Origin of the sequence: Spirillospora sp. NPDC047279 (assembly GCF_040643285.1) — a bacterium.
Classification (GTDB): Bacteria; Actinomycetota; Actinomycetes; order Streptosporangiales; family Streptosporangiaceae; genus Spirillospora.
In genome coordinates this window covers 1-21,947 of sequence record NZ_JBEYUA010000020.1, presented here as the reverse complement: position 1 = coordinate 21,947, position 21,947 = coordinate 1, and the positions used below count along the sequence as shown (strand labels likewise).

The window sequence follows — 21,947 nt, the reverse complement described above, 5'->3', positions numbered from 1 at the left end:
ACCCGGAGTTAGCCTGCAGCGACCCTCGAACGCAGAGCACGACCCGCAGAGGCTGGTGAACTGCCCAATGACTCAGAACTCCCCGTCCGAGGCATGGGCCGCGCGGGCGGCCATCGCCGCCGCGGCCGTCACGATGGTGCTCTGGGCTTCGGCCTTCGTGTCGATCCGCAGCGCGGCGCCGCACTTCTCACCGGGCGCGCTCGCGCTCGGCCGGCTGCTCGTCGGGGCGGCCGTCCTCGGCGCGCTGCTGGCGTACCGCCGCGAAGGCCTGCCGCCGCGTGCCGCGTGGCCGGGCATCATCCTGTCGGGGCTGCTGTGGTTCGGCCTCTACATGGTCGCCCTGAACTGGGGTGAGGAAGAGGTCGACGCCGGTACGGCCGCGCTGCTGATCGGGATCGGCCCGATCCTGATCGCGCTGGTCAGTGGCTGGCTGCTCAAGGAGGGCTTCCCCGCCCGGCTGCTGGCCGGGATGGCGGTGTCGTTCGCCGGCGCCGCCGTGGTCGGCTTCGCGACCGCCGACTCCGGCGACGAGTCCTCGGTGATGGGCGTGCTGTTCTGCCTGGTCGCCGCGCTCGGCTTCGCCGGGGGAGTGGTCAGCCAGAAGTCCGCGCTCAAGCACGCGACGCCGTTGCAGGCCACGACCTTCGGCTGCGCCATCGCCGCCGTCGTGACCCTGCCGTTCTGCTACCAGCTCGTGACCCAGGTCGCGGACGCGCCGGCACAGGCGACGCTCAACATGATCTACCTGGGCGCGTTCCCGACCGCGCTCGCGTTCACCACCTGGGCGTACGCGCTGTCCAAGCTCAGCGCGGGCAGCCTGAGCGCCACCACCTACGCGGTGCCCGCCCTCGCGATCCTCATCTCGTGGATCTTCCTGGGCGAGGTGCCCACGCTGCTGGCCTTCATCGGCGGCGTCCTGTGCCTGGCCGGAGTCGCCGTTTCGCGCAGCAGGCCGCGCTCCCGCCCGGCCGCCGTCGCCGAGCCGACCGAGCCCGCCCAGGCCGTGCCCACCGAGCCCGCCAAGGCCGTGCCCACCGAGCCCGCCCAGGCCGAGCCTGCTGCAACCGCCAAGGCCGCGCCGACCGCAACCGTCGAGGCGGACGGGGGCGCGCCACCGCCCGCCGGAGCCGACACCGGGACCGGGACCACGGCCGCCCCGGCGACGGGGCAGAGGTGACGCCGGAGATGGCGGACGACCGCTGGTTGTCGTCACCGGAGGCGGAGGGCGCGCCGCCGCCTCCGGTACGGCTGGTCTGCTTCCCGCCCGCGGGCGCCGACCCTCGGAGCTTCCTGGCGTGGCAGCCGCTGCTCGGCGAGGCCGCCCAGGTCACCGCGGTCTGCCTGCCGGGGCGTGCACACCGGGCCGAGGAACCGCCGCCCGCGTCCCTCGCCGACGTGGCCGACACCGTGGCCGCACTGATGACGGCCGGCGACGACGACCGCCCGTACCTGCTCTTCGGCCACAGCATGGGCGCGATCACGGCGTTCGAGGTGGCGCGGCGCCTCGACGCCGCCGGTGCCCGCGGGCTGCGCCACCTGGTCGTCTCCGGCTGCACCGCGCCACGCCACAACCCTTCCGCGTACATCACCTGGTCGGACGGCAGGCACGGGCGCCCGTTCGCCGAGGCGGCGGCCGAGTTCCTCGGACTGCCCGAGGAGTTCGTCAGCGCCGAGGGCGAGGTCCAGGACATGCTGCTCGCCGACCTCCGCGACGACGTCCGGCTGTTCGCCGCGTACCGCTACCGTCCCGCGCCGCCGCTCACGATCCCGCTCACGGTGATCTGCGGCGGGGACGACCCGCACGCGGACCGTCCGGCCGTCGAGGACTGGCGGCACGAGAGCGAGTCCGGAGCGCGCGTGCACTGGCCCGAGGGCGACCACTTCTACCTCGACCGGGACCCGGGCAAGGTGCTCGACGTCCTGCGCCCCCTCACCGTCGCCGAGCACATCGAAATGATCTAGCCATGACCACGACGGGCACCGACACGGGCACGGCCGTACGGCTCAGGGCGCCGCGCTACGTCCTCGGCGAGCATGCCGACGACCACGCCACCATCCCCAACCTGGAAGAACGCATCGCCGAGTACAAGATCCTTCCCAAGGCGGACTTCTGGGGCTGGGGCACGATCCGCCGCACCGAACGCGGCGTCGCCGCGATGGCGGTCGAGACCGGCACCGCGACCCTGCGCGCGGCCGGCCTCGACGCCGCCGCGGTCGACGCGCTCGTGCTCTGCTCGACGCGGATCCCCGCCGACACCCGCGACCACGGCCGGTTCGTCCAGGACATCATGACCGGCATCGGGCTGGAGAACGCCGATTTCGTGGGCGTGACGCTGGGCCGGTGCGTCAACCTGCTGTCCGCGCTCCAGACGACCGAGGCGATGGTCGCCGGTGGCCGCTACCGCCGGGTGCTCGTGATCACCACCGACCGCGCCGAGGCGACCGACCGGGTCGAGAAGTTCGCCCTCTTCAGCGACGGCGCCGCCAGCTGCCTGGTGATGGCCGCGCCCGACAGCGACGCGTGCCCGGGCACCTCCGGCGATTCCGTCTTCGAGATCGTCGGCTGCGCCGCCGCGCACGACGTCCACCGGCTCGACTGGTCGAACGAGATCGACTCCGACCTCTCGCGCGAGGTGAACGACCGGGTGCTCAAACCGCGCGGCCTCACGGTGGAGGACGTCGCGGGGCTCTGCCACTCCAACATCTTCCGGCCCATCGTCACGCTCAAGGAGATGCAGGCGGGCTTCGTGCCCGCCCAGCTGTTCACCGGCAACATCGCGCGGATCGGACACTGCTTCGCCGCCGACCCGATCATCAACCTGGTGGACCGGGCCGCGGCGGAGCCCCTCCGTCCCGGCGGGCACTACCTCCTGGCCGCGAGCGTCCCCGGCTCGCGCATCGGCGTCCTGCTGCGCACCCTCACTCCCTGAACGGAGGACCACGATGTCGCTGCCCATCTTCCGGCTGCCGGACCTCATCGCCTCCCTGCCCCTGACCCCGTTCGAGTTCAGCCCGGGCGTCGACGGGGAGGCGGACGCGCTGCTGGCGGAAGGGCCCGCGGCGACGTTCCACCGGCTCCTCCGCGACCAGGAGTCGGAGGCGATGTTGCTGGCGTCCCGCCGCATCGTCCACGCCTTCCTCCCGCTGCCGTCCTCACAGCCGGACACCGGCGTGTCCGCCGGCGCGATCGCGGCCGAGGTGGAATCCGTCCGGGCCGAGCTGGCGGCCACCCTCCGCGCGCTCACCGAGGACGGCGACGTCCTGCGCGAACGCGCGACGCTCGGGCTCGTCGGGGGCTGCTGGCTGGACACGGTCTCCCAGCCCGTCACCCAGCCTTCGGTCATCGTCAACCGCCTCTTCCAGCACCACTTCGAGCTGCGAGGCAAGGGCAGGCCCGGCCGGTCGGTCCACCGCGCGCGCCGCCGAGCCCTGGAGAACGCGGGCGTCCACCTGCCCTGGATCACCGCCGCCGACTTCCTCGACAAGGCGCAGGCCCGCCCGCTCACGACCCTGCACGCGAGCTTCTACGTCGCGCTGGGACGGCTGCCCGCGAGCTTCCTGCCCGAGGTCGTCGGCGTGCATTACGCCTTCCACGCCTTGGCCGCCGACGACACCCTCCTCGGCCTGCCCTCCCCCCTCCCCGAATCCGAGCTGCGCGCCGTCCTCGCCGAGTACCTCGACCTGAGCGGCCCTGCCGAACGGGCCCGCCTCCTGAACGCCGTCCGCCGCGTCCTCGACCTGGAACGCGAGCACGTCACGATGCTCGCCGAGCTCTCGGCCTGGCGCGCCGGCCTGTCCCTGGACGCCCGAGCCGCCGAGATCGTCGCACGCCACGCCCCGTACGCCGGACGCCTCCACCGCGACCTCCGCGTGGCCGGGCGGCCCCTCACCGAGACCTTCGCCGCCCCCGACTTCGACGCGGCGGCGTTCCTGACCACGTTCCGCCGGACGCCCTACCTCAAGCGGCGGCCGGACGGCGGGTGCCGCTTCCTGGACGCCATCAGGTTCGGCGGCCCGATGTTCGCGATCTTCGACGAGAACGAGTCCGCCGTCCTCACCGCCTGGGCCGCCGAGGTCCACGCGTCCGACGGCGACCCGCCGCCCGTCGAACTCCCCGTCAACCGGGCCGGAGACACCCAGGCGGAACGATGGCGCACAGCCGTCGAGACGAGCGCCCCGCCCGACGTCGTCCACGCCAAGGCGCACATCGCCGACGACCGCGAGTTCCTCTACCGGCTGGTCAACATCGAGCACTTCCCCAACACCCTCGCCCTCGCCAGGGAACGCGCCCTGGCGGGCCTGGTCGACGGCGAAGTCCTCTTCACCCATGGCGCCGCGGGCCGCTACACCGACGCGAGCTACTTCGACTACACGCCCGACGCCCTCCGTCACCGTGTCGAGGCCATCTACTGGGACAAGCTGGTCAACCCGTACAGGCCACTGGCCGAGATCCCGGACCGCGAGCAGGTCATCTTCCACCAGAAGACCATGGCCCTCGGCAACCTGATCGAGGCCGCCTGGGCGCACCGCACCGGCAACCTGGGCCACGACCGCCGCCGCAGCGACGAGCTGATGTTCGCCATCTACGCCGACGAGATGGGCCGAGGCGAGGTCCGCAAGAACCACATCACCCTGATCCACCAGGTCATGGAGAGCATGGAGATCGACCTCCCGCACGTCCGCGACGCCGCGTTCAAAGAACAGGAAGAGATCCCCGACAGCCACTACTACTTCGCGATCGACCAGCTCTGCCTGGGCCTGTTCCCCGACTCCCTCTACTGCGAGATCCTCGGCTACAACCTCGGCATCGAGATGTACGGGCTCGGCGAGATCCGCATGCACGAGATCGAGAAGCTCCGCGCCCACGGCTTCGACATCGCCTACGAGGAAGCACACCTCTCCATCGACAACGTCTCCACCGGCCACACCCGCCAGGCCATCGACGTGATCACCACTTATCTGGACGAGGTGGAACGCGACCACGGCGCCGAAGCGGCCCGCGACGACTGGCGCCGCATCTGGCGCGGCTACGCCTCGTTCGCCTTCTTCACCGAACACCAGCTGGTCGGCTCGCTCCCGAAGGACGCGGAGCTGGTGATCTGAAGTGCTGGACGAGGCCATCGTCGCCCTCCCGTTCTACGAGGACCACCACCGGGCGCTCGCCGCCCAGATCACCACCTGGTGCGAAGACAACTCATCCCTCTGGACGGACACGTCCACCCCGGAGAAGACCGAGCTGAACATCATCCGGGCCCTGGGCAGGGACGGCTGGTTCACCAACCTCCACCCACCCGACTTCCGCTCCATCTGCCTGATCCGCGAGGCCCTCGCGTACGCCGACGACCTGGCCGACTACGCCTTCTCCATCCAGGCCCTGGCCACGACCCCCGTCCTCCGCCACGCCTCACCCGCCCAACGCGACCGTCACCTCCCCGCCCTCGCCTCCGGCGAGCAGGTCGCCGCGTTCGCCCTCTCCGAGGAGAAGGCAGGCTCAGACGCCGCCGCCGTCCAACTCCGCGCCGACCGCACCACCACCGGCTACGTCCTGAACGGCGACAAGGCCTGGGTCGCGAACGGCGGCATGGCCGACCTCTACATCGTCATCGCCCGCACCGGAGAAGGCCCCGGCGCCCTAGGCCTCACCGCCTTCCTGGTCCCCGCCGGGACTCCCGGCCTGCACATCCGCGAACGCGTCACCACCATCGCCCCCCGAGCCCTGGCCCACCTGACCTTCGAAGACTGCTCCCTGCCCCCCGACAGCGTGCTCGGCCGCCCAGGCCACGGCTTCGTCGTCGCCATGGAAGTCCTGGAACGTTTCCGCATGACCGTAGGCGCCGCCGCCGTGGGCTTCGCCCGCCGGGCCATGCACACCGCCCTCATCCACACCGCCGCCCGTCCCATCTACGACGACCGCCTCATCAACCTCCCCACCGTCCGCGCGACGCTCGCCGACATGGAGGTCAAACTCAACGCGTCCGCCCTCCTGGTGGCCCGTGCCGCCTGGGAGCTGGACCAGGGCAACCGCCGCTTCGCCAAGCACTCCAGCATCGCCAAACTCCACGCCACCGAGGCCGCCCAAGAGATCATCGACGCCGCCCTCCAACTCCACGGCGCCGCCGGCCTGGTAGCGGACACCCCCACCGAACGCCTCTACCGCCAGATCCGCTCGCTCCGCATCTACGAAGGCACCTCAGAAATCCAGAAGACCCTCATAGCCCGATCCCTGACCATCCCCCGCACCTGACCAGGTCACCTGTGACCTTGGGACATGGTTTTGGCCCTGACTCTCCGCGCTTGGCCGACTCCGGCCCGCGGACGGTCACATCCGCTCGTTGCGGCCAGGGAACAGTCCTCGGTCACACCTGTTCCACAGGAGACGAGAACCGGTTCCGTCCTCACTCCCTTTGCCGCTGCCCGAATCCATTTCAGCCCCGCGTGCGGGACGTGGTCACCTTCCCTGTGCTTGCGGCCCGGCGGGCTGGGGCGAAGGTTGGGCGCAGAGGGCGCGGCTGGAGGAGATCGCGCCCCTGGCCGGCACTCCCGAGTGCCGTGAAGAGGTGCTTCATGACCACGACCCGCCCCGCGCTGCCCGACAGCACGACCAAGGAGTTCCAGGACGAGGCGCTCGCCGCGGCCAACGCCGACCGGGCCAGGCACCACGCGCCGCCGCTGGTGATGGACTCCGACCTCAGCAAGTACGCGATGGAGCGGGCGGCCTCCCGTTCCCAGTCCGAAATGCTCAACGCCGGCCACGCCGACCTGCGTGACGGTACGGGCGAGAACATCTACTGGGGCGGCTCCTCCGGCTCCCCGCTGCCGGGGGCGGACGCGGTGAAGTCCTGGTACAGCGAGATCAGCGACTACGACTTCAGCGACCCGAAGTTCACCCCGGACGCCGGTCACTTCACCCAGCTGGTCTGGAAAGGCAGCACCAAGGTCGGCATCGGGCGCGTCTCGGGTCAGGGACCGAAGTACTACGAGACGTACATCGTCTTCGTCTTCGAGGCGCCGGGGAACATGGAAGGCGCCTTCGCCGACAACGTGCTGCGGACCTGACGTCGGGCGGGGGATGTCAGGCGTCCGTGTCGGCTTCGACTTCTGGAGGGCCACCCTCCGCAAGATCGCGTAGGTGGGCGCGGCCCATGGTCGCCATGGGCCGCGCCGCCGTCTATTGAGCGCTGGCGACCTTCCAGAGGTAGCCGTCGGGGTCGCTGAAGTAGCCGTCGCAGCCGCCCCGTTCGGCCTTCTCGGCCGCCTTCACCACGGTCGCGCCGGCCTTCGCGGCCTTGTCGATGGCCTCTTCCACGGCGTCGGCCGACGGGACGATCTGGTGGAAGGAGACGCCGCGGAACCCCGAGCCCTCCCTCTGACCTGCGGTCAAGGCGTTATTGGTCGTTCGCTGGGGTCGGGGATGGCTCGGCCGAGGACGCGGGGTGGATGGTCATGGTTTCCAGGAGGGGCCAGAGGGGGGTCAGGGCGGCTTCGGGGTCTCGGAAGAAGGCGCTGCCCCGAACTCGCCAGAAGCGCCAGCCGAGGCGTTCGAGGACGGACTGGCGGCGGAGGTCGTCCTCCCACTGGTCGGGGCCGTGGTACTTCTCGCCGTCGCATTCGATGGCGAGCTTGCGGCCGTTGGCGCCGCGGACGACGAGGTCGATGCGGAGGCTGCCCACGGGATATTGGGGGGTCACCAGGTAGTCGCGGGCCAGGAGCATGCGCAGGACGCGGCGTTCGAACTCGGAGTCGCAGCGGGACTCCAGATCGGTGGCGAGGTCGGCGGAACGCTGGCCGTCGCGGGCGTAGCGGATGAGGGCGGCGCGCTGGTCGGCCGGGTTGAGGATGTCGGGCCGGACGCTGTGGAAGACCCAGAGCTGGTCGCGGGCGCGGCTGGCGGCGACGTTGACGCGCTGCTCGTACACCTTGGAGGTGAACGCGCCACGGTTGTCGTCGGCGACGATGCTGAGGTACATGACGTCGCGTTCGTCGCCCTGGAAGCTGTAGGCGTCGCCGCAGCGCAGGTCGCGGCGTTCGTACTCCTCGGGGCCCAGCTTGTCGAGGAGGAGCTCGTCGATGTACTGGGCCTGGCGGGTGCTGCTGAGGAGGGAGATGACGCCCATGGTGCGGTCGTCGTAGGCGGGGTCGGAGCAGGACTGGACGACGCGGTCGACGAGGGCGTGCGCCTCGGCCTCGTTGATGTCGCCCAGGTGGGTGTCGCGGCGGACGCCGTCGGGGACGTGGACGGCCTGGACGGCGGCCCCGGGGAGGCGGTCGGGGGACTCCTCGCGCAGCGGCTGGATCTCGCCGCCGTAGTAGAGCTGCGACGAGAACTCGATGATGCGGGGCAGGCAGCGGAAGTGCTCGCGCAGCCGTACGACGCCGGGGAAGAGGCGGGCGGACGCGTCGTACAGGCTGGATTCGAGGTCGAGCAGGAGCGGGTTGGGGAAGTCGCGCAGGTAGGTGCGGATCAGGTCGTCCACGCGGTCGCGGTTGACGCCGATCGCGGACGGGCTGATCTGCTTGTCGTCGCCGACCACGACGACCTTGTGGCCCAGGCCCAGGAGGCCCAGGGCGAAGACGTCGCACTGGCTGCTCTCGTCGACGATGACGACGTCGAACGGGGGCGCGGCGGCGGGATCGAAGGACTCGGCCACCCGGTAGTACGGCATGATCCAGACGGGGACGGCGCTCATGGCCTGGGGCATCAGGCGCTGGGCCTCGGCGCGCCACTTGCCGGCGCTGACGCCGGTGCCGCGGCCGATCTTGCGGAGGGTCTGCAGCCAGCCGACCAGGGCCTGGCGTTCGGCGTGGCCGAGGTTGCGCTTCACCGCGAGCCAGGCGGAACGGTGGGTCAGCTCGAGGGTGAGGCGGCGGCGTTCCTCGTGGACCTGGTCGAGGCGGCGCTGGACGTCCGCGAGGTCGTCGGTGTCGGTGAGGGCGCGCAGCCAGGTCTCGGCCTGGCGCCACTGCCACAGGTCGGCGAGCTTGCCGGGGTGGCCGCAGGCGTCGATGTCGCCGCGGGACTTCAGGACGCGCTCGGCCCACAGCGGCGCGTCGGCGGAGAGCCGGGCGTGCAGGGACGAGAGGCGTTCCAGCTGGGGGCGCAGGGCGTGCAGGCGGGCGGCCATGACGCGGGTGTTGTCCCAGCCCCGCCAGTCCTGGTGGGCCAGGGCGCGGGAGAGCTCGGCCCACAGCCCGCTGGCGTTGGGGCGGCTCTGCTCGGCGTTCAGGATCTGGGTGAGCTGGTGGTGGTGGGTTTCGAGCTCGCGCAGGCGGAGGCGCGCCCGCAGGCCGCCGACGGTGGCGGCGAGCGTGTGCAGGTCGGCCGGGCCGGGGCGGGGCGGGAGGGCCTCCGGCGGGAGGACGACGGCCAGCTGGGAACGCAGGGCCGGCCAGTGCGTGCCCTCCCAGGCGAGGACCTGCGAGATCTCCTGGACGCGCGCGTCGATCCAGGTCTCCACGGCGGGGAGGTCGGGCGGGAGGACGGGGGCGGCGAGCATGCCGGCGACCTCGGCGATCCACAGTTGCGCGAGGGACGTGCGGGCGCGGCGGAGCTCGACGAACGCGATGAGCTTCTCGACGTCCTCGACGGTCGTGGGGGTCTCGCCGTCGACGCGGGTCGACCTGGTGAGGCCGGCGAGATGGCGCTGGGTGAGGCCGCCGACCTTCTTGCCCTCGCGGTAGCGGTGGTGGAGCTGGGCGAGGAGCGAGAGCAGCTCGCGGTCGCCGATGCCGGCGGGCAGCTCGACGCGGGCCCCGGCGCAGGTCGTGCGGAACGAGGCGCAGCGGGCGACCTCCGCCTGGAGACGGTCGCGGTGGCCCGCCCAGAGGTGCTCCCACTGCTGGGACTGGGTGACCTGGTCGCGCAGGCGCAGCAGCCACGGGGCTTCGAGGGCCGCGAGGAAGGCGGCGGCCTGGCCGGTCGTCTCGCTCAGCTCGGCGAGCCGCTGGCCGCCGATGGCGTCGATCGCGGCCCAGTCGGCGCCCTGGTAGGTGCTGAGCGTCTCGCGCAGGCGCTGCACCTCGTGCCGGCGGCGCGCCAGGTCTTCGCCGCCGGGCAGGCCCTGGACGTCCGGCAGGCTGAGCATCCCGGCGGCGGCGTCCTCGGGGGCGATGCGCTGGGCGAGGGTGAACAGCTCGGACAGCTCGTGCTCGGTCAGGGGACAGGGCGTGCCGGGCCGGACGGAGTCGGGGACCAGGCCCAGGCCGGCCTCGTGCTGGGCCAGCCACTCGGCGGTCTCGGGGGCCCGGCGCCGGACGCGGCCGAAGTCGAACTCGTCCCGTTCGTGTTCGAGGGACTCGCGGAGCCGCTTGCCGAGCAGGAGCGCCTCGGCCTCGACGGCGTCGAGCTGCTCGCGCAGGACGGCGACGGCCTGGGCCTCGCGCGTCTCGTCGACCTGGTCGGCCGCGGCCGTGATGGCGTTCACCGAACGCTGGAGCGCGGTGATGTCGGCCGACGACGAGCCCAGCACGGCCAGGGACAGATCGCGCAGCTCGACCGGGATCTTGTCGCGGAGGACGGCGAGGGCCTGGTCCTTGTGCGCGGTGACCAGGACGCGCTTGCCGTGCGCGACGAGGTGCGACACCAGGTTGGCGATCGTGTGGCTCTTGCCCGTGCCGGGCGGGCCCTGCACGGTGACGCCGCTGTGCTGGGCGAGCTTGCGGGCGATCTGCTCCTGCTCGGCGTTGGACGGCAGCGGCATGAGGAGCTGCTCGGCGACCGGCGCCCAGTCGGCGTGGCCCGCGCCGGGAAGCAGCCGGGCGGCCTCCTCGTCGCCGGCGAGCGCCGCCATCGGCGCGGGCAGATGGTCGCCGTCGGTGATCGAGACCTTGAGCCGGTCGAAGAACTTCAGGAACATGACGCGGCGTTTGCGCACGAACAGCCGCCAGGTCGTGGTGATCACAGGGGCCGTGCCGGTCTCGGGGAGGTCCGGCCCGTCGTCGATCCGGTCGTCGAGCCCGAGCGGCGCGAGGACGCGCTGGTAGGTGGTGCGGGTCTCGGCGGGGGACCAGACGTCGACCGGGTCGTCCCGGAGATCCTCGGCGATCTCGTTCAGGCGGCTGAAGTCCGGGACGCCCAGGCCCTGCAGGCAGTCCAGCTCCAGGGCGGGCAGGCCGTCGGGCACGATCGAGAGGTCGCCGGAGTCCTCGTCGAACTCGACCCGCACCGGCGTGATCAGCAGCGGATGGCAGATCGGCTGACCGGCGTACTGCCAGCCCAGGACACCGTGGCCCCACACCAGCTCGTGCGTCGCCTCGTCCGCGCGCAGCCGCTGGCGCAGCCGGAAGAGGCTCTCGTAGAGGGCGCGGGCCGAGGCCGCCGGGCGCGCGCCCTCCGCCCAGGGGACCCAGACGCGCTCGACCCAGGCGCCGAACGCCTCGCGCGTCGCCCGGTCGCGGTCCCACGTCGTGATCAGGGTCGGGGCCGCGTCCGGGTCGTCCGGGTCGAGGGCGTCGCCGGCCGCCAGGCCCAGATCTTCGGGGAGTGCCGGCTCGGTGAACGGGTCGTCCCGCGTGATCCGGTCGGCGTACGGCGCCAGGGCGCGGGGGAGCGCCGGAGGCAGGGGTTTGGCGGTCTTGGCGACCCGCAGCCACGCCCCGCCCGCGGCGGCGCCGGACGACACGGCCGGATGGACCGGAATGTCCTCCGGGGCGGCGGCGAGATCGTGCCCGCTCAGCCTGCGGATCGGCTTCGCGTGCACCTCTTGCGCCAGCGCCCCGAGATAGTCGTACAAACGGCCGACCCGCTCGCGGATGTCCGCAGTCAAATGATCTCCCCGTGCTGCCCCGTGCCGTGTGCCACGTCAGTCCGGAGCCGCTCCGGGCACCCCTGCCCCTGCCGGCGTGCCCCTGCTCACGCCGCCCGCCGCTCGCCGCTTGGTGCCGGCCGCTGGCGATGATCGCTCCGCGTCCTGAAACCGGTGGCCTTGGAGAAAAGACGCACCGCGAGGGCGTTCCGTTCATTTCCTGGGGGATAGATCTATGTGACCACTGTGCTGCGAGTTATGCGGTTACGTGCGCGTGCAACGGAACGCCGCTATTCGCCACAAAACGCGAAATCAATTCGCACACGAACGATCACGCGAACGCGGCTCCCCGGGCGCACGAGACCGGGGTGCACGAGACCCAGAGTGGACGGGTGCCCGCCTTGAGACGACGGGCCTGGTCGGGCAGGTGCTGTCCCGGCGGGGCCGGTCTACCGGGGCGCGGTCAGTCGTCGTTGAGCGGGGTGGGGGCGCCTCGGGACATGAGGCGTTCGATCTCGCGGCGTTCGCGCTTGGTGGGGCGGCCGGCGCCGCGGTCGCGGGTGCCCCAGGCGGTGGTGAGCTCGCGCGGCGGAGGGGGCGGGCTCTTGTCCTCGTAGGCTTCGGCGGCCAGCGGCGCCGACACCCGCTTGACGATGATCTTGGACACGATCACGATGCGTTCGCGGCCGTTGTGGCGGAGGCGGATCTCGTCGCCGACGCGGACGGCCTGGGCGGGCTTGGCGCGCACGTCGTTGATCCGGACATGGCCGCCGCGGCAGGCGTTCGACGCGATCGACCGGGTCTTGGTCAGCCGCGCCGACCAGAGCCAGATGTCCACGCGCGCCTGATCCACACGTTCACCTTAACTCCAGATCACCTGAACTCCAGCTCGCCTCAGAACCAGCTCGCCCCAGAACCAGCTCGGCTCCAGATCAGCTCGGCTTCGGATCGCCTCAGGTCCAATCCAGCTCGGGTCCAGCTCAGGTCCAGCTCAGGTCCAGATCAGGTCAGCTCCAGATGGTGACGTGGACGGGTGGGCGGAAGCGCGAGGGCGGGACGCCCGAGGTGGGGTTGCGCATGATGTGGAGGGCGTCCGGCGTGGTCAGGTAGCGGCGGAACGCGCCGGCCAGGCGGTGGCCGTGGTCGGCGAGCGTGGTGGCGTGCCAGGTGATCGGGAGGGGCGTCGCGGGGGTGGTGATCGCGGTGGCCAGGCCGCCGCGGTGCAGGTGGGAGACGGCGATGGCGACGCCGTTGCCCTCGGCGGCGGCCGAGCAGGCGGAGGTCTGCGTCGGGTGGACCCGGATGTGCTCCTCGCTGATCTTCAGGCGCCGCAGCAGGGCGGCGGTCTCGCTGCGCGGGTCGGTCCCCGAGGGGTCCACGAGCCAGGTCGTGTGCGGGGCGTGCGGCCCGACGCCCAGCGCGACCAGGGTCGTTCTGAAGATCGGCGTGGAGCGCAGCGTCGGATCGTCGTTCAGGCACGGGCCCAGGGCGATGTCGGCCAGCCGGTTGTGCAGGAGCCCGGGGATCTCGCGGGTGGTGACGGTGCTGGCGTTGGCGTCGAGCTTGGCGGCGGAACGGCCGACGAACGCGTCCAGCAGCGGGGTCGCCACGTACTCCGCCAGCGCCGGGGTGGCGATCACGCGGAGGGTCTGCGGGGCGTGGATGGAGCTCTGGGCCTCCGCCTCCAGGGTCAGGATCTGGGCGGCGATCGGGAGGAGCCGGGCCCCGGCCTCGGTGAGCGTCATGCCGTCCTGGCCGCGGACGAGCAGCGGGTCGCCCAGGTGGCGGCGCAACGCGGCGAGGGCCTGGGAGACGGCGGGCTCGCTGACGGCGAGGGCATGGGCGGCCTCCTGGACGGACCCCAGGCGCGCCACGAGGACGAACGCTCTCAGCTGTGTGAGCGTCATGGCTCCATTGTGGGATTAAGGCTTCCGTTAATCAGCTGTTGTGACCGGGGGTGGACGCGATCAGAATCCGGGCACTTCACCTGATTCAGGCAGCAGGGAGCGCGCCATGCAGGTTCCCGCCAGTTTCGAGTACGCGAAGGCGACGAGCGTCGAGGCGGCGCTCGTGCTGCTGGAACGGTACGGCCCCGAGGCCCGGGTCGTCGCGGGCGGGCACAGCCTCCTGCCGATGATGAAGCTCCGGCTGGCCGAGCCCGAGGCGCTGATCGACATCAACGACGTCCACGAGCTGTCGTTCATCAGGGTCGACGGCGACCACCTGCGCGTGGGAACGCTCGTCCGGCACGCGGAGCTGCTCGGCTCGGCCGTGGCGGGCGAGCACTTCCCGATCCTGCACGACGCCGAACGTGTGATCGCCGACCCGGTGGTCCGCAACCGCGGCACGGTCGGGGGCTCGTTGTGCCAGGCCGACCCGTCCGAGGACCTGTCGGCGGCGTTCGCGGCGCTGCGGGCGAGCGCGGTGATCCGGAGCCGGGACGGCGAGCGCACGGTGCCGATCAGGGAGTTCCACACGGGGCCGTACGAGACGGTCGTGGGGGAGGGGGAGCTGCTCACCGAGCTGCGGGTGCCGATCCGCGGCGGCGGGAGCAGCGCGTACGAGAAGGTCGAGCGGCGTGTGGGCGACTGGCCGCTGGCGGCGGCCGGCGCCGCGTTGTGGCTCGACGGCGACCGGGTCGCCGAGGTCGGCATCGGCCTGACGGCGGTGCGCGCCGAGCACTTCGTCGCCGCCGAGGCCGAGGACGTCGTCCGTGGCGCCGTCCCGTCCGAGGAGGTCTTCCGGGAGGCGGGACGGGTGGCCGCCGAGCACTGCGACCCGGGATCCGACCAGCGCGGGCCCGCCGACTACAAGCGGCACCTGGCCGGCGAACTGACCACGCGCGCGCTGCGCCGCGCCTACGAGAGGTGCCGGATATGAAGATCACGGTGACGGTGAACGGCGAGGCGTACGCGCGCGACGTCGAACCCCGGCTGCTGCTCGTGCACTTCCTGCGCGACGACATCGGGCTGACCGGGACGCACTGGGGCTGCGACACCTCCAACTGCGGCGCCTGCGTGGTGTGGCTGGACGAGGTGCCGGTGAAGTCCTGCACCGTCCTGGCCGTGATGGCGGACGGGAAGGCCGTGCGGACCGTCGAGGGCCTGGAACGGGACGGCGTGCTCGACCCCGTTCAGGAGGGCTTCTCCACCTGCCACGGCCTGCAGTGCGGCTTCTGCACGCCCGGGATGCTGATGACGTCGCGGTGGCTGCTCGACCACCACCCCGACCCGTCAGAGGCCGAGATCCGCGAGGCGGTGTCGGGGCAGATCTGCCGGTGCACCGGCTACGAGAACATCGTCAAGTCCGTGCGGTGGGCGGCCGAGAACCCCGGCCCGGCGAACGGCGGAGCGTCGGCGGGCAGCGGTGACCCGGCGAGCAGCGAGGAGAGCGTGGCGCCATGACCGAGACACAGGAACGGCCGCACCACGGGTTCGGGCGGGTGCCGCGCAAGGAGGACGCCCGGTTCATCCGCGGCAAGGGCCACTACGTCGACGACGTCCGGCTCCCCGGGATGTTGTTCGGGGCCATACTGCGCAGCCCGCACGCGCACGCGCGGCTCACGTCCATCGACACCTCGGCGGCCGAGGCGCATCCGCAGGTGCGGGCCGTCATCACCGGCGAGACCCTCGCCGGCCTCGGCCTGGCGTGGATGCCGACGCTGTCCGGCGACGTGCAGGCCGTGCTGGCGACCGACAAGGTGCGCTTCCAGGGGCAGGAGGTCGCGTTCGTCATCGCCGACAGCCACTACGCGGCCCGCGACGCCCTGGAGCTGATCGACGTCGACTACGAGGCGCTGCCGCCGGTGATCGACGCCCGGCGCGCGCTGGACGAGGACGCCGCCGTCATCCGCGACGACCTCGAAGGACGCACCGACAACCACATCTTCGACTGGGAGGCGGGCGACGCCGCCCGGACCGAGCGCGTCTTCACCGAGTCCGGGTCCGATCCCGAGTCCGTCGTCGTCGCGCAGGACGTGCTCTACCCGCGCGTGCACCCGGCGCCGCTGGAGACCTGCGGGATCGTCGCCGACCTCGACAAGGTGAGCGGCAAGCTCACGGTGTGGTCCACCACGCAGGCACCGCACGCGCACCGCACGGTGTACGCCCTGGTCGCAGGGCTGCCCGAGCACAAGATCCGGGTGATCTCGCCCGACATCGGCGGCGGCTTCGGCAACAAGGTCGGCATCTACCCCGGCTACGTCTGCGCGATCGTCGGCTCCATCGTCACCGGACGCCCGGTCAAGTGGATGGAGGACCGCTCCGAGAACCTCATGACCACCTCGTTCGCCCGCGACTACCACATGCGCGGCGAGATCGCGGCGACCCGCGACGGCCGCATCCGCGGGCTGCGCGTCACGGTCCTCGCCGACCACGGCGCGTTCAACGGGACGGCGCAGCCGACGAAGTTCCCGGCGGGCTTCTTCCACGTCTTCACCGGGTCGTACGACATCGAGGCGGCGCACTGCGCGGTCACCGGCGTCTACACCAACAAGGCCCCCGGCGGCGTCGCGTACGCCTGCTCGTTCCGCATCACCGAGGCCGCCTACCTCGTCGAGCGCATGATCGACGTGCTGGCCGCCGAGCTCGACCTGGACCCGGCCGAGCTCCGGCTGCGCAACCTGCTGCGGCCCGAGCAGTTCCCGTACTCCTCCGCGACCGGCTGGGAGTACGACTCGGGCGACTACCCGCGGGCCCTGCGCCAGGCGATGGACATCGCCGGGTACGACAAGCTCCGCGCCGAACAGGCCGACCGCCGCGCCGCCGCCGCGCAGGCCGACGGCTCGGCGGGCGACGCGCCGCTCATGGGCATCGGCATCAGCTTCTTCACCGAGGCCGTCGGTGCCGGGCCACGGAAGCACATGGACATCCTCGGCCTCGGCATGGCCGACGGCGCCGAACTCCGCGTCCACCCGACCGGCAAGGCCGTCCTGCGCATCTCCGTCCAGACCCAGGGACAGGGTCACGAGACGACGTTCGCCCAGATCGTCGCCCAGGAGCTCGGCATCCCGGTGGACGACGTCGACGTCGTGCACGGCGACACCGACCAGACGCCGTTCGGCCTCGGCACCTACGGCTCCCGCTCGACGCCCGTGTCCGGCGCCGCGGCGGCCGTCGTCGCCCGCAAGGTCCGCGACCGCGCCCGCATCGTCGCCGGCGCGATGCTCGAGGTCTCCCCGGACGACCTGGAGTGGACGCCGGGACGGTTCTCCGTGCGCGGCGAGGCCGAGACCGGCGCCACGATCCAGGAGATCGCGATGGCCTCCCACGGCAGCGTCGAACTGCCGGACGGCGTCGAAGGCCACCTCGACGCCACCACCGTCTACAACCCGCCCAACCTCACCTACCCGTTCGGCGCGTACATCGCCGTCGTGGACGTCGACCCCGGCACCGGCAAGGTCACCGTGCGGCGCTTCATCGCCGTCGACGACTGCGGCGTGCGCATCAACCCGATGATCGTCGAAGGCCAGGTGCACGGCGGCCTCGCCGACGGCGTCGGGATGGCGCTCATGCAGGTCATGGCGTTCGACGAGGACGGCAACCACCTCGGCGCCTCGTTCATGGACTACCTGCTGCCCACCTCGATGGAATGCCCGTCCTGGGAGCTCGGCGAGACCGTCACGCCCTCGCCCCACCACCCGCTGGGCGCCAAGGGCGTCGGCGAGTCCGCCACCGTCGGCTCGCCCGCCGCGATCGTCAACGCCGTCGTCGACGCGCTCAGCCCGTACGGCGTCCGGCACGCCGACATGCCCCTCACGCCCGCGAACGTGTGGCGCGTCATGCAGGGCCGCCCGTTCCGCACCGACCTCGCGATCCCCTGAGGTGCCCATGACATGTTCGTGGCCGCGCCGTCCGCGCGGCGGGTCATCGGGCGGTGCCCCATGACCGACCTGCTGACCCGCGCCGACGACCTGCGCAGCGCCCGCACCCCGTTCGTCCTGGCCACGGTGGTCCGTACCGAACGCCCCACCAGCGCCAGGACGGGCGACCGCGCGCTCGTCCTCCCCGACGGCACGCTCGAAGGCTTCGTCGGCGGGTCCTGCGCGGCGTCGACCGTCCGCACCCAGGCGCTCCGCCAGCTCGAATCCGGCGAGTCGACCCTCCTGCGCATCACCCCCGGCGAACCCGCCCACCCGCAGGACGGCCTGGTCACCGTCACCAACCCCTGCCTGTCCGGCGGCACCCTCGACGTCTTCCTCGAGGCGGTCATCCCGCCGGCCCTCCTCCAGGTCTACGGAGACGGCCCGGTCGCGACCGCCCTGATCTCCGTCGGCACCGCCGCCGGCCACGCCCTCCACCCGTCCGGCCTGACGGCCCCCGTCCTGCCCGAAGCCGCCGCCCTCGTCGTCGCCACCCACGGCCACAACGAGGAGGCCATCCTCACCGCCGCCCTCGACGCGGACATCCCGTACATCGGCCTGATCGCCAGCCGCGCCCGCGGCACCGCCGTCACCGCCGCCCTGCCCCACGGCGACCGCGTCCACACACCCGCCGGCCTCGACATCGGCGCCCGCACCGCCCCCGAGATCGCCCTCTCGATCCTCGCCGAGATCCTCTCCCTCCGCCCCCACCCCGCCCAGCCCCCCAACACCCCCCACCCATCGTCCACACCCGAAACGCTCGCCCCTGTCCACCCCACCGACCACCCCTGCCACTAACCGCCCCCGTCGCCCCTCTGCCGTTGACCAGGCGTTCCGCCTTCGGCCGACCGTTTCTGCCGTTGACTGGGCATTCCCGCCTCTGCTGCTGACTGGGCGCTCCGCCTTCGGCCGGCCGCCGCTGCCTCTGCCACTGACCGACCGCTCCGCCCCGGCTGACCGCGCCTGCACAGGCTGAACGTTCAGCCACCGCGCGGCCGTCCTTGCCGCTGGATGAGCGCCGTGCACCGGCAGACCGCCCCTGCCACTGACCGACCGCTCCGCCACCGGCAGAATCCCTCCTGCCACTGACCGAGCGCTTCGCCCTCGGTTGGCCATGCTCTGGACGAGTGCTGCGTCATCGGCCGAACGCTCCTGCACTGGCCGAGCGCACCGCCATGCCCAGACCGCGCTTGCACCGGCTGAACGCTCAGTCATCGGCCAGCCGTCCTTGCCACTGAACCAGTGCTGCGTCACCCGTGGACCGTCCTGCCACTGACCGCCGTGCCGTCACCCGCAGACCGCCCGGCCACTGACCGACCGCTTCGTCCTCGGCTGGCCATGCCTGGAGGAGCGCTGCGCCATCGGCCGGCCGCCTCTGCACTGGCGGACCGCGCCTGCACTGGCTGAACGTTCAGCCACCGGGCCGCCGTCCTTGCCGCTGGATGAGCGCTGCGCACCGGTGGACCGCCCCTGCCCTGGACGAGCGGCTCTGTTGTCTGGAAGGCCAAGGCCTGGCCGCCCGCGACGAGGGACCATGCGCGCTAGCGAGGTGCCGCCCCCTCGGTGAGTGCCGGCGTTGTTCCGTCGCTCGTTCTCCCGAACTGTCCTCCATTCCACTCCCACATCGCCGCAGGCTGCCAGGTCTCCTGTCCCGCTATCGTTCGCGGCTCCCTGCCTATTCGCGGTCAGTCGCATCTTCACCCCACTGGGCAGAGGGCGGCGAAGGCAGAGCAGGCGCCGGCAGGCCGGGGCGCTGTACCTGCTGCCGGGCCAGCACGCCTCACCTCCTGGTAGGCGCTTGCGTTTTGCGGCATCGGTCGCCCCTTTGGCTGTTCCGTAGTGCCCGGGTGCGGGTGGGGCGCGGTCTGATGCTCAAACTCGGCAGCGACAAGAAGGCGGGCGGGGCCTGGGGGCTTGGTGCCTCGCTGCGGGTCACCACATCTCTTGGTTAGAGCATTTTCCCTTCGGGATTAACGGGATCGGTCACCCCTCTGGCCCAGTTGTCCGCCCGTGTGCGGAGTCAGTGGGCCTTCTGCTCAAGCTCGGCGGCGACAAGAAGGTAGGCGGGCGGTTTGTGCCTTGATGACTCACTGCGGGTCAACGTTTCTTCGGCTAGATCACTAGCCCCTTCGGGGATGGCGGCCTCGGTCACCCCTTTGGCCAGCGCCTATCTCCCGAGTGCGGGGTGGGTGCGGTCTGCTGTTCAAGCTCGGCATCGACAAGAAAGTAGGCGGCCGGTCAGGGTTTTCCTGTCATTGTGAGGGTGCTGCTGGTGGTTGACGTTCGAACTTTAGGGCCGCGCGAAGCGCGGGTTTCGCCGCGACCTCAGGCGGCAGCGCCGCCTCCCCTTAATCGCACCCTTGGGTTTCTGGGACCTCAGCCAACGTGACAGTAACGCTCGAACGGGCGGGAGGTGTGTGCGTGGTGGGTCAGTCCGGCTCCGCTCAGCCATCCACCAGCAGCAACCGACTGAGACTGCGACTCACCCGTGCCGGGCCACGCACCCACCGTGGGACGAACCACCCACCCGCTCACCTGCCAGGGAATTGTTGGCCACCTGCGGCCAATCGAAATGTCCGTAATCAGATAATCGCAATCCGTCACCATCGATATAATCAAGACATGCATTCGATCGCGACGGATCTAGAGACCGCTTCCACCGCAGAATTGGTGGAAGCGGTAGCCGCGATCGCCACCCAACTCGCACACCGGCCCGCACCCGACTCCGGCGCCGCTTGCATGGAGCTGACCGAGACCCTCGCGAGGGCCGCAGATCAAATCGAATTCGCGCTCGCGGGCACGATCGCAGTAGTGGACCGCACCGGCGAAATGAAGCACTGGGGCCTCCCCTCAACGCAGGCGTGGCTGCGGTGCCGTCTGGGGATGCGGGAAGGCCGCGCCAAGGAACGCATCACCCTGGCCCGGCAACTCCCACGCTTGGAGCGGGTGAGCAAGGACCTGGCCACCGGTGACCTGTCCCTCGGCTACGCCGCCACCGTCGCCGACGCCGTCCAACGGCTCAACGACGAAGACTGCGCCGCCGCCGAAGACATCCTGTTGAACGCCGCCAACGACGGACTCTCGGCGGGCAAGGTCGCCCGGCTCGGCCGCAAGATCCACGATCTGGTGGCCGAGCAGAACGGCACCGAGAAAGCCCCCGAGGACGTCAAACGCGGTTATGAGCGGTCCTGGTTGACGTTGAGCCGGTCGTTGGATGGTGGGTCGTATGTGAACGGGTGGCTCAATCCCGAAGACACCGCGATCCTGGACGGCGTCCTCGGCCCGCTGACCAAACCAGCCGGGACCGACGACCGGCGCGACCTGGGCGAACGGACGGCAGCGGCCCTGACCACCGTGCTGTCGCACGGGCACAAGGACACCCGCGTCACCGTCATCGCCAACCTGGAGACGCTGATGGGCGAGGATGCGCCCGGCTGGCTGCGGGACGGCACCCCCATCCCTGCCGAGCAGGTACGGCGGCTGGCGCTCACCGCCGGAGTCTCACCGCTGCTTCTGGGGCCGGGGAACGTGCCGCTCTACCTGGGCCACACCACCCGCATCGCCAGCTCGGGCCAACGCCGCGTCCTGGAAACCCAATACGACACCTGCGCCGTACGCGGCTGTGAGGTGCCGGGCTTCCTGTGCGAAGTCGACCACATCAACGGATGGGCGCTGGGAAACAGCCCCACCGACATCAACAAACTCGCATTGTGCTGCGGCTGGCACAACCGGTGGAAACACACCCACCCCGACCAGATACAGATCACCAAAGACCAGCACGCACGCTACGTCTACCGGACACTGCCACCCGACGGGACCGCAAGATCGAGACGCGGCAGATGGCCCACCGGACGATCACCCGACCCCGGCGGCGATAACCCGTGGAGCGATCACCATCTCGCAGCCTGATCGCCCACAAGCAGCCACAACCCCGCGCCAGCCTCATGGCCCGGCGGACACCCGTCCACCGGGCCCACAGGCACGCCCACAACCAACCCCCAACCCCAACCACCCGCCGGAAGGGGCCACGCTGACGCCAACAGCCACCACCCCACATTCAACAGACACAACCCACCACACCCACTCACACGCACCCCGGCGAACAGCAGCCAGCCTCCCGGCCTAACCCCCAGCTACCACCCCACCCACAACCCCAAGCCCCGCACCCTTCGCCCACCGCCACCAAGCCCGACCCCCCACACCAGCCCCAGCCCACAAACCGACAACCTGAGGTGCCCCGAACCTTCCGGACAGGTCCCCAACTAGGGTTGGGGAGAACCGGAAAGGAAGGTCGTTGGCGCGACAAAGGCGGCACTTCACCCAGGAGCACAAGGACGAGATTGTCC

At 71.4% G+C, this 21,947-nt stretch carries 15 protein-coding genes; 11 read left to right on the top strand and 4 right to left on the bottom strand.

Going from position 1 to position 21,947, the window contains the following annotated elements; genetic code table 11:
• Positions 1 to 67 precede the first annotated feature (67 nt).
• The 6 genes from ABZ810_RS38625 to ABZ810_RS38600 all read left to right on the top strand — a co-directional run bounded on the left by ABZ810_RS38625 (position 68) and on the right by ABZ810_RS38600 (position 7,056).
• On the top strand, positions 68 to 1,177 hold the full coding sequence (locus ABZ810_RS38625; protein ID WP_358411872.1) for a DMT family transporter: 1,110 nt from the start codon (positions 68 to 70) through the stop codon (positions 1,175 to 1,177).
• An 8-nt stretch (positions 1,178 to 1,185) separates the two neighbouring features.
• Positions 1,186 to 1,962 (top strand): alpha/beta fold hydrolase, encoded by a 777-nt coding sequence (locus ABZ810_RS38620; protein WP_358411871.1) that lies wholly within the window; start codon positions 1,186 to 1,188, stop codon positions 1,960 to 1,962.
• A gap of 2 nt (positions 1,963 to 1,964) precedes the next feature.
• Positions 1,965 to 2,930 (top strand): hypothetical protein, encoded by a 966-nt coding sequence (locus tag ABZ810_RS38615; RefSeq protein WP_358411870.1) that lies wholly within the window; start codon positions 1,965 to 1,967, stop codon positions 2,928 to 2,930.
• Positions 2,931 to 2,943: 13 nt separating this feature from the next.
• Complete coding sequence (locus tag ABZ810_RS38610; RefSeq protein ID WP_358411869.1) at positions 2,944 to 5,103, top strand: iron-containing redox enzyme family protein; 2,160 nt, start codon at positions 2,944 to 2,946, stop codon at positions 5,101 to 5,103.
• 1 nt (position 5,104) lies between these two features.
• Positions 5,105 to 6,244: an acyl-CoA dehydrogenase family protein gene (locus tag ABZ810_RS38605; protein WP_358411868.1), complete on the top strand. Its 1,140-nt coding sequence runs from the start codon at positions 5,105 to 5,107 to the stop codon at positions 6,242 to 6,244.
• Positions 6,245 to 6,564: 320 nt separating this feature from the next.
• Entirely contained in the window at positions 6,565 to 7,056 is a 492-nt protein-coding gene (locus ABZ810_RS38600; protein WP_358411867.1) for a CAP family protein, read from the top strand.
• 112 nt (positions 7,057 to 7,168) lie between these two features.
• Here the strand turns inward: ABZ810_RS38600 and ABZ810_RS38595 are convergent, their stop codons facing one another.
• From ABZ810_RS38595 to ABZ810_RS38580, 4 genes are all read right to left on the bottom strand, one after another.
• Positions 7,169 to 7,381, bottom strand: a complete 213-nt coding sequence (locus ABZ810_RS38595; RefSeq protein ID WP_358411866.1) for a VOC family protein — start codon at positions 7,379 to 7,381, stop codon at positions 7,169 to 7,171.
• A 4-nt stretch (positions 7,382 to 7,385) separates the two neighbouring features.
• The gene (locus ABZ810_RS38590; RefSeq protein WP_358411865.1) at positions 7,386 to 11,762 is read right to left on the bottom strand and encodes an AAA domain-containing protein; all 4,377 of its coding nucleotides are present in this window, start codon (positions 11,760 to 11,762) and stop codon (positions 7,386 to 7,388) included.
• A 442-nt stretch (positions 11,763 to 12,204) separates the two neighbouring features.
• Complete coding sequence (locus tag ABZ810_RS38585) at positions 12,205 to 12,594, bottom strand: RNA-binding S4 domain-containing protein (RefSeq protein ID WP_358411864.1); 390 nt, start codon at positions 12,592 to 12,594, stop codon at positions 12,205 to 12,207.
• Positions 12,595 to 12,748: 154 nt separating this feature from the next.
• On the bottom strand, positions 12,749 to 13,648 hold the full coding sequence (locus ABZ810_RS38580; RefSeq protein ID WP_358411863.1) for a LysR family transcriptional regulator: 900 nt from the start codon (positions 13,646 to 13,648) through the stop codon (positions 12,749 to 12,751).
• 106 nt (positions 13,649 to 13,754) lie between these two features.
• Between ABZ810_RS38580 and ABZ810_RS38575 the strand changes: the two genes are divergently transcribed.
• From ABZ810_RS38575 to ABZ810_RS38555, 5 genes are all read left to right on the top strand, one after another.
• Positions 13,755 to 14,621, top strand: a complete 867-nt coding sequence (locus ABZ810_RS38575; protein ID WP_358411862.1) for a xanthine dehydrogenase family protein subunit M — start codon at positions 13,755 to 13,757, stop codon at positions 14,619 to 14,621.
• The gene (locus ABZ810_RS38570; RefSeq protein WP_358411861.1) at positions 14,618 to 15,145 is read left to right on the top strand and encodes a (2Fe-2S)-binding protein; all 528 of its coding nucleotides are present in this window, start codon (positions 14,618 to 14,620) and stop codon (positions 15,143 to 15,145) included. Before ABZ810_RS38575 ends, ABZ810_RS38570 begins: the two co-directional genes overlap by 4 nt.
• A complete protein-coding gene (locus ABZ810_RS38565; RefSeq protein ID WP_358411860.1) occupies positions 15,142 to 17,562 on the top strand; it encodes an aerobic carbon-monoxide dehydrogenase large subunit in 2,421 nt (806 codons plus the stop codon). Before ABZ810_RS38570 ends, ABZ810_RS38565 begins: the two co-directional genes overlap by 4 nt.
• 12 nt (positions 17,563 to 17,574) lie before the next feature.
• Complete coding sequence (locus ABZ810_RS38560) at positions 17,575 to 18,399, top strand: XdhC family protein (RefSeq protein WP_358411858.1); 825 nt, start codon at positions 17,575 to 17,577, stop codon at positions 18,397 to 18,399.
• Positions 18,400 to 20,223: 1,824 nt separating this feature from the next.
• The gene (locus tag ABZ810_RS38555; protein WP_358411856.1) at positions 20,224 to 21,510 is read left to right on the top strand and encodes a DUF222 domain-containing protein; all 1,287 of its coding nucleotides are present in this window, start codon (positions 20,224 to 20,226) and stop codon (positions 21,508 to 21,510) included.
• Positions 21,511 to 21,947: the final 437 nt, after the last annotated feature.

Coding starts and splice junctions, on each gene's coding strand:
- ABZ810_RS38620 (WP_358411871.1), top strand. CDS start 1,186: ATGGCGGACGACCGCTGGTTGTCGTCACCGGAGGCGGAGGGCGCGCCG.
- ABZ810_RS38575 (WP_358411862.1), top strand. CDS start 13,755: ATGCAGGTTCCCGCCAGTTTCGAGTACGCGAAGGCGACGAGCGTCGAG.
- ABZ810_RS38555 (WP_358411856.1), top strand. CDS start 20,224: ATGCATTCGATCGCGACGGATCTAGAGACCGCTTCCACCGCAGAATTG.
- ABZ810_RS38615 (WP_358411870.1), top strand. CDS start 1,965: ATGACCACGACGGGCACCGACACGGGCACGGCCGTACGGCTCAGGGCG.
- ABZ810_RS38610 (WP_358411869.1), top strand. CDS start 2,944: ATGTCGCTGCCCATCTTCCGGCTGCCGGACCTCATCGCCTCCCTGCCC.
- ABZ810_RS38570 (WP_358411861.1), top strand. CDS start 14,618: ATGAAGATCACGGTGACGGTGAACGGCGAGGCGTACGCGCGCGACGTC.
- ABZ810_RS38565 (WP_358411860.1), top strand. CDS start 15,142: ATGACCGAGACACAGGAACGGCCGCACCACGGGTTCGGGCGGGTGCCG.
- ABZ810_RS38560 (WP_358411858.1), top strand. CDS start 17,575: ATGTTCGTGGCCGCGCCGTCCGCGCGGCGGGTCATCGGGCGGTGCCCC.
- ABZ810_RS38580 (WP_358411863.1), bottom strand. CDS start 13,648: ATGACGCTCACACAGCTGAGAGCGTTCGTCCTCGTGGCGCGCCTGGGG.
- ABZ810_RS38625 (WP_358411872.1), top strand. CDS start 68: ATGACTCAGAACTCCCCGTCCGAGGCATGGGCCGCGCGGGCGGCCATC.
- ABZ810_RS38600 (WP_358411867.1), top strand. CDS start 6,565: ATGACCACGACCCGCCCCGCGCTGCCCGACAGCACGACCAAGGAGTTC.